Genomic DNA, 12695 nt, shown 5'->3' with positions numbered 1-12695 from the left:
GTCAGGCTTCCAACCAATCGGTGGAGGTGATGTGCGAGCCGCCCTGCGGTCCCATCTGCAGCATTCCGCCGTCCACAGGCCAGGAAGCGCCGGTGACGTAGCTGGCCGCGGGGGAGGCGAGAAAGGCCACGACGGCGGCGATTTCCCGGGCATCCCCGGGCCGGCCCAGCGGGATGCCGGGGCGGTCGGTCCGGTGCGGATCCTCGTTGTGCTGGCCGGTCATGGGGGTGGCGATCTCGCCGGGGGCCACGGAGTTCACGGTGATGCCGTAGCGGCCCAGTTCCAGCGCCATGACCTTCATCAGGCCGCCCAATCCGTGCTTGGAGGCCGTGTAGGCTGCCGACCCCACCCGCGGCTGTGTTTCGTGGACGCTGGTCACCGCAATCAGCCGTCCCTCCTCACCGGCCTCCACCATTGTCCGGGCGGCGTGCTGCAGGCAGACGAAAGCCCCGTTGAGGTTGGTGTCCAGGGTCTGCATCCAGGTTTTGTAGTCCAGATCCAGAAAGGGCGTCCCGTCCCCGGTGCCGGCATTGTTGACAAACACCTGCAGGGAGCCCAAATCCTGCACCAGCTGGTCGATGACCCGGCCGCAGCCGGGCAGATCTGTGGTGTCCAGCTGGGCCGTGAAGGCCCGCCGGCCGTGCGACCGCACCTCGTCCGCGGTTTCCTTCGCCCCCTCTTCATCCGTGTGCCAGGTGATGCCGACGTCGAGCCCGGCCGCCGCCAGTGCGACGGCTGTGGCCCGGCCGATCCCGGAATCCGAGCCGGTGACGATTGCGGTGCGCGGGGTGAAAACCATGACTGCCTTCCCTTTCAACCAGTGGTACTAAGCATGCTTCCCATGTTCGGACCATTGTGCAATGGTTGAAGAACCATTCCCCGCGGGGAATACTTCCGGAGAATCTATGCCCTGAGCGTCATCGGCCGCGGCCGCAAGGCAAAGGAGACCACCATGTCCTATCCCACCAGCGGCCGGTCACTCCGCCGCACCAACGCCCAGCGGGCGTCCTGGTATTTCGGTTTCATTTTCATCGTTATCGGTGTTTTGGGTTTTGTTCCGGGAATTACCTCCAATTATGAAGCGCTGTATTTCTCCGGGCACACATCGGAGGCGGTCCTGCTCGGCGTTTTCCAGGTTTCCATCCTGCACAACATCGTGCACCTCCTTTTTGGGTTTCTCGGGCTCATTATGGCCAGAACCAACAGCCTGGCCCGGCTCTACCTTCTTGGAGGCGGAGCGGTCTACCTGCTCCTGTTCATCTACGGACTGATCGTTCCCCATCATTCCGAGGCGAACTTCGTACCGCTGAACACGGCGGACAACTGGCTGCACCTGATTCTGGGCGTCGTCATGGTCGGGTTGGGCCTGCTGTTCGGCACGCGTTCGGCGCCGGGCCGAACATCCCCGGCCTGACGTGGCGCGCACACGGCGAGGAAGAGGATTCCGCCCCGGAAAACTGGCAAACTGGGGAGAAAGTTCTCTACAACGCACCTTGGGCAGGCTGTAAACCGATCCTTGGAGTAAGGAAACGGTGGACACCTTCTCTCTCCCGGAGGCTGATTTTGGCGCGCAGGAAGTGCCGGGGCTGCCGGAGCTTTCCCAACGGGCAGCTGCCGTTCGGGGATGCGCGTCCGCAGGGCTGACCCTTGCCGAGGAACTCGCTGCCGCAGCACCGTATCCCGGGCAGGGCCGAACAAAACGGCTGTGGTCCATTCTTGCCACCGTTGCCGCCGCCGACCTGACCGCCGCCCGCAGCGTGGAGCCGCATTTGGACGCCCTGGCCATCCTGGAGCAGGCGGGAACTTCCGCCGATCCCGGAACCTGGGGAGTATTTGCCGCCGAAGGCCCGGGAACCGAGCTCACCGCGACACCGGTGGCCGGCGGCTGGGAGCTCTCCGGCCGCAAGCCCTGGTGCTCCCTCGCCTCCAGCCTCGACCACGCGGTGGTCACCGCGCATACCGGAGCGGGCCGCCGCCGGGCGTTTGCCGTGGACCTGCGCCAGGCTGCCGTAACCCCGGTGCCGGGAACCTGGATCAGCCGCGGGTTGGCCGATGTGGACAGCGGGCCGGTGGACTTCGCCAGCGCCGCTGCCCGTCCGGTTGGCGACGACAACTGGTATCTCAGGCGGCCGGGCTTTGCCTGGGGCGGCATCGGCGTCGCGGCCTGCTGGTACGGCGGGGCGGCGGGGGTGGCGCGGAGGATGTTCTCGGCAGCGCAGGAGCGGGAACCGGATCAGATCGCCCACCTGTTGCTGGGCCGGGCCGATGCGCGGCTGCAGGCGGCGCGGGCTGCCCTGGATTCCGCGGCCGCTGCGGTTGATGCCGGCCGGGCCGAAGGCCGGGACGGAGCCCTGCTCGCCCAGCGGGTGCGGGGCATTGTGGCCGACGCCGCCGCGGAAGTCCTGACGCTGGCCGACCACGGTCTGGGGCCGGGTCCGCTGGCCCTGGAAGAAGACCACGCCCGTCGAACCGCCGACCTGAGGATTTACCTCCGCCAGCACCACGCCGAGCGTGATTTCGCCGCGCTCGGCCGGTCCCTGCTCCAGGGCGGGGGAGCCCCCTGGTGAGCTTCAGCCATTTGGACGACTCAGTGCCCGAAGAGGAATGGGCCCGCGCGCTGGCCGGCCGCAGCAGCCTGGATCTGGACCAGCTCTGTCCGCCCGGCACCGGCCGCCTGGTGGTCCTGGCGGCCCACCCCGACGATGAGACCCTGGGCGCCGGGGGACTCATCGCCGCGTTCGCTGCCCGCGGTGCCGCCGTCGACGTCGTCGTGGCCACCGCAGGGGAGGCCTCCCACCCCGAGTCGCCCACCCATACCCGTGACGACCTGGCCCGCATCCGGCGGGTGGAGCTGCGCGCCGCCGTTGCGCAGCTGGCTCCGAAGGCGGCTGTCCATTTCCTGGACCTGCCCGACGGCGGACTGGCCGCGCACCGGGCCGCACTGGATGCGGCCCTGGCCGCCGTCGTCGGACCGGCCGCTGACACCACCATTCTGGCGGCTCCCTGGCGGACCGACGGCCACACCGACCACGACACCGCCGGACTGGCCGCGGCGGCTCTCGCCCGCACCCTGGGGCTGCCGCTGCTGGAGTATCCGATCTGGCTGTGGCACTGGGGAAGCCCGGAGCAGGTGCCTGCCGACTTGGTCCTGCTGCCCCTCGGCGGGGCCGCCGCCGCGAAGGCCCGGGCGATGGAAACCCATGTGAGCCAGGTCCGGCCGCTCTCGGCCGCGCCGGGTGACGAAGCCCTGCTCAGCCCCGGCGTCCTGGCCCACTTCGAACGCAGCTTTGAGTCCTTTGTCCTGACCCGCCCGCGCCCGCCCCGGGAGGTCTTCGAGGACCTGTATCAAACCTCGTCAGACCCCTGGCAGTTCGAGAGCAGCTTCTACGAACACCGCAAACGCGCCCTGAGCCTGGCCATGCTGCCGCGCCCCCGGTTCGCCTCGGTGTTTGAACCCGGCTGCTCCATCGGCGTGCTCACGCAGGAGCTGGCCGCCCGGGCGCAGGCGGTGGCCGCCACGGACATCAGCGACAGCGCCCTGGATTTGGCCCGCCGGCGGCTGGCCGCGGCACCGCATGTCCGGCTTGCGCAGGGGGCGGTGCCGCAGGACTGGCCGGAGGGCAGCTTTGACCTGGTGGTCGTCTCGGAGATCGGCTACTTCCTCCAGCCCAGCGAACTGCGGGACCTGGCCGCACGCACCGAAGCATCACTGACCGACGACGGCGTGATCCTGCTGTGCCACTGGCGGCATCCCAACGACGGCTGGGAACTGACCGGAGATCAGGTCCATGAGGTCTTCCGGGCACAGGGCGGCCTGCGGGTCCTCGCCGAACACTGCGAGGAGGACTTCCGGATCGATGTGCTGGTTCGGACCGCTGCCGCTTCGGCGGGCCCCGGACCGGACCCGCGGTGATTCGTGCCGGCTCCTGAACACCTGGCCGTTGTTATTCCGGCCCGCAACGAAGAACTGCTGCTGCCTGCCGCACTGTCCTCGGTCTGCGCCGCCGTCGGGGCGCTGGAAGAGGAATGCGCGGTGCGCGCTGCCGTCACCGTGGTGCTCGACTCCTGCACGGACGGTTCCGCCGAGGTGGTGGCCGGGTTGCAGCACCTGTGGGCACCCGAACTGGAGCTGCGCCTGATCGCCGGGTCTTTCGGCACCGTCGGCGCCGCGCGTGCCGCCGGCATCGCCGCCCAGCCGCAGCTGCCCGGGCTGTGGATTGCCAACACCGACGCCGACACGGTGGTGCCGGAGCACTGGCTGGTCCGGCAGTACGGTCTGGCCGCCGCCGGCTACGGCCTCGTGCTGGGCAGCGCGGTTCCGGACCCGGCCGATCTCACGGCGGAGGAGCTCTCCGCCTGGCAGCAGCTGCATCCGCTGGGCGAGGGCCATCCGTTCATCCACGGCGCCAATCTGGGCTTCAGTGCTGCTGACTACCGCCGCGCCGGAGGGTTTGCACCGCTGGCGGCCCACGAAGACGTTGACCTGGTGGCCCGGCTTAAGGCGGCAGGCACGCCCTGGACCGCCACCGACCGCATCCGCGTGATCACCTCCGGGCGCCGGGACGGGCGGGCACCCGAGGGGTTCTCCCGCTTCCTCCGCCAGCTGCTTCCGGGCTGAGTTTCCGGGGTGATCTTCCGGGGGAAGCAGGGGGCCGCGCGGAGGCAAAAGTTCTGGCCACCGGACCGGCGGATCGCTAGCGTAGGGGGATGGACGCTACCGAGATTCAGCACCGGATTTCCGAGCTGGTGGAACAGGAACAGTCCCTGCGGGACAGCTCTGCCGCCGAACACCCCGAAGACCGGATGGAGCAGCTGCGCCGGATCGAGGAGCAGCTGGACCAATGCTGGGACCTGCTGCGGCAGCGCCGGGCGCGACTGCATGCCGGCGAAGACCCGGATGACGCGGCGGTGCGGCCGGCCTCTGAGGTGGAAGGCTACAAGCAGTAGTCAGCGGCCGGGCAAAACTTCCCGGGCCAGGGCGGCTGCGCCCATGGTCCGGCGGAACGGGCTGCGGCCCCGCGCCGTTTCCAACAATGCCCAGATAATCAGTGATCCCCTGCTCAGGTTGCCAAGGAGATCCCGGTACCGCGGAGTCAACGCCATCATGGAGGCCGCGCCGAACCCGGCCCAAGCCAGAACGGGAAGATTGGGTACTTCGAAAATCCGGATCCGTCCGTTGCGGTCCCGAAAGAAGTTGGAGATGGCCATGTCCTAGGCGCCTTTCCTGGTTTTGGCGGCAGTTTTCCGTGCGGCAGGTTTTTTCTCGGCAGGTTCTTTGTCATCGCCCTTGGAACGGGACGAGGATCGGGTGCCGGAGTCCTTGGTGCCGCCGGATTTCTTGTCGCGGTTCTTTTCCACGCTGCGGCGCAGCGCTTCCATCAGGTCGAGGACCTTGCCGCCCTCCTCTTCGGCTTCGGCGCCGCCGAAGGTCTCCTCCGTGTCCAGGGCCTCGCCCTTTTCCAGCTTCGCCTCGATCAGCGTCTTCAGCTGCTCCTGATAGTCATCGGTGAACTCCGCCGGGTTGAAATCCGAGCTGAAGGAGTCCACCAGGGCGGAGGACATTTCCAGTTCCTTCGCGCTGATCCGGACCTTTTCATCCAGGGACGGAAAGGCGGCGTCCCGGACTTCGTCCTCCCACAGCAGGGTCTGCAGGGTCAGGACATCGCCCCGGACCCGCAGGGCGCCCAGCCGGCTTTTCTGGCGCAGCGAGAACTGCACGACGGCGGTGCGTTCGGTGTCCTCCAGCGTGCGGCGCAGCAGCACATAGGACTTGGTGGATTTGGAGTCCGGCTCCAGGTAGTAGGTCCGGTCAAACAGGATGGGGTCAACCTGCTCGCTGGGGACGAATTCAACCACCTCGATTTCCCGGCTTTTTTCGACCGGCAGGGAGGCGAGGTCCTCGTCGGTGAGCACCACTGTCTGCTCGCCGTCGTCGTACGCCTTGGCGATGTCCTTGTACTCCACCACCTCGCCGCAGATCTCGCAGCGGCGCTGGTAGCGGATGCGCCCGCCGTCCTTCTCGTGGACCTGGTGCAGGCTGACGTCGTGGTCCTCCGTGGCGGCATAAACCTTGACCGGCACATTGACCAGCCCAAACGCTATGGCACCCTTCCAAATGGCTCTCATGTAGTCCAGTGAACACTAAAGCCGGGTGTCCGGACCAGAGCTGGGACGGCCGGGGCGGTGGCCCGTTATCGGCTGTTTCGGGCAGAATCGACCGTTTGGGGCATTTCCTGCCGCTGCGGACCGGCAGGATTTGCCCCAAACGGCAGGAAAATCCCAAAACGGGAGCAGAATCCCAAAACGGTAGCAGAATCCCGGACGAGAAGCGGGGCCGGGAAGTGCGGATAATGGAAGGGACGGAGGAGCAAGCGTGGGCGAGCCTTTGGACAGGGACGGGGCAACGGGGGCGGAACGGCCCGAGCTGACGGTGGGCCAGGTGGCCGAGCGCAGCGGCGTGGCGGTGTCAGCCCTGCATTTCTATGAGCGTCAGGGCCTGATTTCCAGCCGTCGGACGGCGGGGAACCAGCGCCGGTTCGACCGCTCAGTGCTGCGCCGGGTTGCCGTCATCCGGGCTGCCCAGCGCGCGGGCATTCCGCTGGCGACCATCTCCCGCGCCCTTGAGGAGCTGCCGAGGAATGCGGTGCCGGACCACAACGACTGGCAGCGCCTGTCGCTGGCCTGGCGCCAGGAACTGGATGCCCGGATCCATTCACTGGAGGCCCTGCGGGACCGGCTCGGAGGGTGCATCGGCTGCGGCTGCCTGACGCTGGCCGAATGCCGGTTCGTGAATCCCGACGACGAATCGGCCGGCCGCAGGACCGGTGCCCCGGTCCTGGACTACTGAGCACCCGAGTGCCGGGCAGCCGGAAGGTGCCGCCGATTTGACCTCAACCATTGTTGAGGTTCTAGCGTGGAAGCATGCTCATCGACCATTTCAAGGACGCCTTCCGGGCCCACCCGGCAGGAGTCGCCGTCATAACCGCCCAGGGCAGGTCCGGTCCGGCGGGGCTCACCGCCTCCTCCGTCTCTTCCGTGTCCGTTGAACCTGCGGTCTTGGTCTTCTCGCTGGCCTCGGCCTCCGGGTCGGCCGGCGAGGTGGCAGCCGCCGACACCGTCGTCGTGCATCTGCTCGGGGCGCGGAACGCGCCGCTGGCCTCGCTGTTTGCGCGCCCCGCCGCGGACCGTTTTTCCTCCGCCCTGGCCTGGGAACGCCTGCCCACCGGCGAGCCGCTGCTGACCGAGGTGCCGCGGGCCCTGCGCGCCCGGGTCCTGAGCCGCACCGCCGTCGGTTCCTCGGTGCTGGTGACCGCCGAGGTGCTGGAGGTTTTGAGCCCGGCCGAACCGGACGAGCCGCTGGTTTACCACAACCGCACCTACCACCGCCTGGGTTCTCATTCAGCGATCTAACGGAAGGCGCCGGGCCGGGAGCTGTCCGGCGGACCTGGCGGTCTGCGGTTTTGCTGGCAGAATCGAGAGCAGGCATCCCATCGAGAGAAACGAGAGCACAGTGGTCAAGAAGAACTCCATCAAGGACCTCACCGCCCAGCAGAAGAAGATGGTGGGTGTTGCTTCGACCGTGCAGGTGCTCCTTGCCGGCCTGGCACTCGCGGACATCTGGCGGCGCCCCGCTGCTGAAGTCCGGGGCTCCAAGGCGCTCTGGTCCGCCGCGTGCGCCGTGAACTTCGTCGGCCCGCTGTCCTACTTCGCCTTCGGCCGGCGCAAGTAGGCGTGGCGCAGGCGTCCCGGCGGCCGGCCGGATCAACCGCAGCCGGACAAAGGGGCACGGGAAAAACGGGAAAAACCAAGCCCCCGCGGCTGGGCCCGATCAGCCTGCACGAGCTGACGGACGCCGCCGCACCGCAGGCCCCCGCAACCTTTGACGGCCTGCGCTTCGACGGCGAATCCTTCGACGGTTTCGACCTGCAGGGCAGCACCTTTTCCGAATGCGAGTTCAGCTCAGCGTCCATGATGGACACGGGCCTGCGGGGTACACGGTTCCTGGACTGCCGCTTCAGCGGCCTGTATGCCCCGGTGTTCCGGGCGCCGCGCACCACCTTCCGGGACGTCGTCCTGGAAGGCAGCAGGCTGGGTTCGGCCGAACTCTACGACGGCGCCTGGGATTCCGTCCACGTCGACGGCGGCAAGCTGGACTTCGTGAACCTGCGCAGCTCCCGGCTCACCGACGTGCTCTTCAGCAACTGCACGATCGAGGAACTGGACCTGAACGGGGTCCAGGCCACCCGGGTGGCCTTCCGGGACTGCCGGATCGGCAGCATGGACCTGTCCGGCGCGGTGCTGCAGGACGTGGACCTGCGGTCCACGGAGCTCCGGTCCATCACGCACGTGCCCGGACTGCAGGGAGCCACCGTGGATGAGGAGCAGCTGAGGATGCTGGCCCCGCTGCTGGCCGCCACCCTGGGCCTCCGGATCGAAGGCTGACTCAGCTCTCCTCGGCCAGCCGGGCGGCGTGCTTGATGATGTTCTTGGCCATGGACGGGAAAATCAGTCCGTGGAAGGGTGCAATCAGCCACCAGTACAGCTTTCCGGCCAGCCCCTTGGGGAAGTAGACGGCGCGCTGCCGGTAGAGGCTGCCGGCGCCGTCGGGATCCACCCGCAGCTCCAGCCAGGCCTTGCCCGGAACCCGCATTTCGGCGCGCAGCCGCAGCAGGCTCCCGCGCTCGATCAGCTCCACCCGCCACCAGTCCACCACGTCACCGGTGAACAGGGTGGTGGGATGGCGCCGGCCGCGGGTCAGGCCGGCGCCGCCCACGGTTTTGTCCAGCACGCCGCGGATGGCCCAGGCCATGGGCAGCGAGTACCAGCCGTTCTTGCCGCCGATCCCCTCGATCACCCGCCAGACGTGCTCCGGAGCCACACCGGAGCGGCGTTGCCGGGAGTCCACGTACACGGTCTGCCCGGCCCAGTTCGGATCACTGGGCAGCGGCGAGGAGGCCTCGTCGGCCGCCGGAGACGCGCCCGCCCACGTGGTTTCCACCTCGCCGCGCTTTTCTTTGCCCAGCGCCCGCTTGACCGCTGCCTGGTAGCCGGTGGGTCCGCCGTCGGGCTCCGGCAGGTACTGGTCGATGTCGTGTTCCTTGGACACCGCGTCGTGCTGGAGGGATTCCACCAGCGGCAAGGCCATGGACCGCGGAATGGGCGTCACCAGGGAGACCCACATTCCGGCCAGCCGGGGCGCGGGCAGCGGCAGCGCGTAGATCCGCCGCCGCGGCAGTCCGGCCTCTTCGGCGTAACCGTTCATGATGTCCGCGTAGGTCAGGACTTCGCGGGCGCCGATGTCGAAGGTGCGGTTGGTGTCGGCGGGCAGGTCGACGGCGCGGACCAGGTAGTGCAGCACGTCGCGGATGGCGATGGGCTCGATTTTCCGGCGCACCCAGCTGGGCGCCGGCATCACGGGCAGGGTTTCGGTCAGGTGGCGGATCATTTCGAACGAGGCCGAGCCGGAACCGATCACCACTCCCGCCTGGTAGACGACGGCGGGAACCTTGCCTTCAAGCAGGATCCGCCCCACCTCGGTGCGGGAGCGCATGTGCGGAGAGAGTTCGCCCTCCGGATGCAGCCCGCCCAGATAGACGATCCGCTGCACGCCTGCCTCTTCGGCCGCCCGGGCAACAAGGTGCGCAATGTCCTGCTCCTGCGCCGCGAACCCCTTGCCGGAGGCCATGGAATGGACCAGGAAATAGACGGTGTCGGTGTCCTGCATGGCGGCCGCCACGGAGTCCTTGTCCGTGAGGTCGCCCTGAACGATCTCGACGTCGTCGTGCCACGGCACGTCGTTGAGCTTTTCCGGAGAGCGCACCAGGACCCGCACCTTGTGACCGTCCGCAATCAGCAGTGGAACCAGCCGCCCGCCGATGTAGCCGGTGGCACCCGTTACCAAAACCCGCCGTGGTTCAGTCATTTTTCCAACATACACAGTTCCGCGTGCCCTGCGGAGGCAGGGCGGAACGCCCGTGGCGTAATGTGCTCAGCAAGCTGACAAATAGTGGAAATCGGCAGGTAATCCCGGTAAGACTAGGGACCATGACGAGCAGCGGAGCGGGTCTGAAGCAGCAGGAAACCGTGAACGTTGACGGTCACCGGTTGCGGCTGACCAACCTTGACAAGGTGCTGTATCCGGAAACCGGAACCACCAAGGCCGACGTCCTGACCTACTACGCCGCCGTCGCGGAGGCGCTGCTGCCGCACTCGCGCGACCGCCCCGCCACCCGGAAACGCTGGGTGCACGGCGTTGGCACTCCGGACGATCCGGGGCAGGTGTTCTTTCAGAAAAACATCGACACCTCGGCCCCCACCTGGGTGAAGCGGTTTGAGATCGAGCACAAGACGTCCACCAACATTTATCCGCTGGTCAACGACCTGGCGACGCTGACCTGGCTGGCGCAGAGCGCAGCCCTGGAGATCCACGTCCCGCAGTGGCGGTTCGGCCCGCGGGGCAAGATCAAGAACCCGGACCGGCTGGTGCTGGATCTGGACCCGGGCGAGGGCGTGGACCTGGCCCAGTGCGCCGAAGTCGCCCGGCTGGCCCGCGACATCCTCTCCGACATGGGCCTGGAGGCCCGCCCGGTCACCAGCGGATCCAAGGGCATCCACCTGTACGCCGCACTGGACGGCCGGCAGAGCTCGTCCGACGTCAGCGCCGTGGCCCACGAGCTGGCCCGCGCCCTGGAAGCGGACCATCCGGACCTGATCGTGTCCGACATGAAAAAGTCGCTGCGGACCGGCAAGGTGCTGCTCGACTGGAGCCAGAACAACGCCAACAAGACCACCATCTGCCCGTACTCCCTGCGGGGCCGGTTCACACCCATGGTTGCCGCGCCCCGGACCTGGGAGGAACTGGAGGATCCGGACCTGGCGCAGCTGGATTACGAGCAGGTGATGCAGCGGCTGGCCGACCACGGCGATCCGCTGGCCGGCATGGACGCCGGGGAACTCGACGCTGACGCGCTGGAGGAGGCGGCGGAGCAGGCCGGCGCCGTGGCGGAGGGCGGCCCGGCGGACCGGCTGAGCAAGTACCGCAGCATGCGCGACGCCGCCAAGACCCCCGAACCGGTGCCCGAGGAACCCGCCGAAACTTCCGAGGGCAACAGCTTTGTCATCCAGGAGCACCACGCGCGGCGGCTGCACTGGGACTTCCGGCTGGAGCACGACGGCGTCCTCGTCTCCTGGGCGCTGCCCAAGGGCCCGCCGGATTCCCCGAACCAGAACCACCTGGCGGTGCAGACCGAAGACCATCCGCTGGACTACGGCAGTTTTGAAGGAACCATCCCCAAGGGGGAGTACGGTGCCGGCGAGGTGCGGATCTGGGATCACGGCACCTACGAGCGGGAAAAGTGGCGGGACGGCAAGGAAGTCATTGCCGTGCTCCACGGCCAGCCCGACGGCGGATTGGCCTCGGAAGGCAGCGCCGTCCGGCGCTTCGCGCTGATCCACACCGGCGGCCAGGGCGGAGCGAACAACTGGCTGATCCACCTGATGAAGCACCAACCGCCGGCGGAGACCGACTCAGCGCCGAAGACTGCGGCCCAAGCGGGAGAACCCGATGCCCCGGATTCTCCCGAGGACTCCGTTGCCGCAGCCGCGGCGGCCCCGGCATCCGGGACGTCCCTGCCGGATGCGGCGGCCGTGGTGAAGGCGGTGGCGGCCGACGCCGCGGAGAACGGCATGCCGTCGGCGGAACCCATGCTCGCGACCCTGGGCACCCGGGCCGACGTCAACAACGAAGACGAGTGGGCGTTCGAAATGAAGTGGGACGGCGTCCGGGCCATCGTGGACGTCACCCCGGAGGGCACCCGGCTGATCAGCCGCAACGGCAACGACATGACAGCCGCCTATCCGGAACTGCAGGAGCTGGGCCGGCACCTGAACGGTGAACGGGCCGTGCTCGACGGCGAAATCGTCGCCATCAGCAAGGCCGGCCGGCCCGACTTCGGACTGCTGCAGCCCCGGATGCACCTGACGAAAAAACGCGAAATCAACGCCGCAGCCGCCCGCACCCCCGTGCACCTGATGCTCTTTGACCTGCTCTGGCTGGACGGAAACTCGCTGATGGACCTGCCCTATGCCCAGCGGCGGGAAATCCTGGCGCAGGCGGTGGAACCGGCGGGGGAGGACGGGCACGTCCAGGTTCCGCCGGCGCTGGAGCTGTCGATGGACGACGCCGTGGAGTCCAGCAGGGAACTCGGCCTGGAAGGCGTCATGGCCAAGCGCCTGAAAAGCACCTACTCGTCCGGCAGCCGGTCCAAGAGCTGGATCAAACTCAAGAATTCCTTCACCCAGGAGGTGGTGATTGTCGGCTGGCGCCCGGGCAAGGGCAACCGCGCCTCCAAGATCGGCTCCCTGCTCGTGGCCGTTCCGGACGGGCATGACCTGACCTACATTGGCCGGGTGGGGTCGGGCCTGAGCGAAAAAGACCTGGCCCTGGTGGGCGGCAAGCTCAAGAAACTGGCCCGCAAAACCGCTCCGCTGGATGATGTGCCGGCGGCCGACGCCTCCGACGCCCAATGGGTGCGCCCCGTCTTGGTGGGTGAAGTGACATTCTCCGAGCGCACCGCCGGCGGCAAGCTGCGCCACCCCGCCTGGCGGGGGCTGCGCCCCGACAAGAAACCTTCGGACGTCGTGGTGGAAGCCCCCTGACAAAGGCCAGGCCGGCTGCCGCCGTCGTCCATTCCCGA

General features: G+C 68.0%; 14 protein-coding genes. 10 read left to right on the top strand and 4 right to left on the bottom strand.

Annotated elements, in window-relative coordinates; genetic code table 11:
* Position 1: 1 nt before the first annotated feature.
* Positions 2-799 (bottom strand): SDR family oxidoreductase, encoded by a 798-nt coding sequence (locus QNO00_RS09970; protein ID WP_284024420.1) that lies wholly within the window; start codon positions 797-799, stop codon positions 2-4.
* A gap of 153 nt (positions 800-952) precedes the next feature.
* On the opposite strand from QNO00_RS09970, the gene QNO00_RS09965 reads away from it, so the two are divergent.
* The 5 genes from QNO00_RS09965 (at position 953) to QNO00_RS09945 (ending at position 4947) form a co-directional block, all read left to right on the top strand.
* Complete coding sequence (locus QNO00_RS09965) at positions 953-1414, top strand: DUF4383 domain-containing protein (protein ID WP_284024419.1); 462 nt, start codon at positions 953-955, stop codon at positions 1412-1414.
* A 118-nt stretch (positions 1415-1532) separates the two neighbouring features.
* Positions 1533-2567: an acyl-CoA dehydrogenase family protein gene (locus QNO00_RS09960; RefSeq protein WP_284024418.1), complete on the top strand. Its 1035-nt coding sequence runs from the start codon at positions 1533-1535 to the stop codon at positions 2565-2567.
* Positions 2564-3913: a PIG-L family deacetylase gene (locus tag QNO00_RS09955; RefSeq protein WP_284024417.1), complete on the top strand. Its 1350-nt coding sequence runs from the start codon at positions 2564-2566 to the stop codon at positions 3911-3913. The genes QNO00_RS09960 and QNO00_RS09955 overlap by 4 nt, the downstream gene beginning before the upstream one ends.
* A gap of 3 nt (positions 3914-3916) precedes the next feature.
* Entirely contained in the window at positions 3917-4618 is a 702-nt protein-coding gene (locus tag QNO00_RS09950; RefSeq protein WP_229966514.1) for a glycosyltransferase family 2 protein, read from the top strand.
* A gap of 89 nt (positions 4619-4707) precedes the next feature.
* On the top strand, positions 4708-4947 hold the full coding sequence (locus tag QNO00_RS09945; RefSeq protein WP_229966515.1) for a DUF2630 family protein: 240 nt from the start codon (positions 4708-4710) through the stop codon (positions 4945-4947).
* Here QNO00_RS09945 and QNO00_RS09940 read toward each other — a convergent pair whose 3' ends face one another.
* Together QNO00_RS09940 and ku are read right to left on the bottom strand one after the other, a co-directional pair.
* Positions 4948-5208 carry a hypothetical protein gene (locus QNO00_RS09940; protein WP_284024416.1) on the bottom strand — a complete coding sequence of 87 codons (261 nt, stop codon included), beginning with the start codon at positions 5206-5208 and terminating at the stop codon, positions 4948-4950.
* Between the two features lie 3 nt (positions 5209-5211).
* Positions 5212-6126, bottom strand: coding sequence for a non-homologous end joining protein Ku (gene ku, locus QNO00_RS09935; protein WP_229966517.1), 915 nt, complete (start codon positions 6124-6126; stop codon positions 5212-5214).
* Positions 6127-6373: 247 nt separating this feature from the next.
* Between ku and soxR the strand changes: the two genes are divergently transcribed.
* From soxR to QNO00_RS09915, 4 genes are all read left to right on the top strand, one after another.
* Entirely contained in the window at positions 6374-6847 is a 474-nt protein-coding gene (gene soxR, locus QNO00_RS09930; protein ID WP_284024415.1) for a redox-sensitive transcriptional activator SoxR, read from the top strand.
* 74 nt (positions 6848-6921) lie between these two features.
* Positions 6922-7410 carry a flavin reductase family protein gene (locus QNO00_RS09925; protein WP_284024414.1) on the top strand — a complete coding sequence of 163 codons (489 nt, stop codon included), beginning with the start codon at positions 6922-6924 and terminating at the stop codon, positions 7408-7410.
* Positions 7411-7510: 100 nt separating this feature from the next.
* Positions 7511-7729 (top strand): PLDc N-terminal domain-containing protein, encoded by a 219-nt coding sequence (locus QNO00_RS09920; RefSeq protein ID WP_284024413.1) that lies wholly within the window; start codon positions 7511-7513, stop codon positions 7727-7729.
* A 2-nt stretch (positions 7730-7731) separates the two neighbouring features.
* On the top strand, positions 7732-8442 hold the full coding sequence (locus QNO00_RS09915; protein ID WP_284024412.1) for a pentapeptide repeat-containing protein: 711 nt from the start codon (positions 7732-7734) through the stop codon (positions 8440-8442).
* A 1-nt stretch (position 8443) separates the two neighbouring features.
* Here the strand turns inward: QNO00_RS09915 and QNO00_RS09910 are convergent, their stop codons facing one another.
* Entirely contained in the window at positions 8444-9922 is a 1479-nt protein-coding gene (locus QNO00_RS09910) for an SDR family oxidoreductase (protein ID WP_284024411.1), read from the bottom strand.
* Positions 9923-10044: 122 nt separating this feature from the next.
* On the opposite strand from QNO00_RS09910, the gene QNO00_RS09905 reads away from it, so the two are divergent.
* Positions 10045-12657 carry an ATP-dependent DNA ligase gene (locus QNO00_RS09905; protein ID WP_284024410.1) on the top strand — a complete coding sequence of 871 codons (2613 nt, stop codon included), beginning with the start codon at positions 10045-10047 and terminating at the stop codon, positions 12655-12657.
* Positions 12658-12695: the final 38 nt, after the last annotated feature.

This window comes from Arthrobacter sp. zg-Y1219, from assembly GCF_030125545.1.
GTDB lineage: Bacteria > Actinomycetota > Actinomycetes > Actinomycetales > Micrococcaceae > Arthrobacter_B.
Note: the sequence above shows the minus strand (reverse complement) of the source record. Positions and strands in the feature narration are given on the sequence as shown.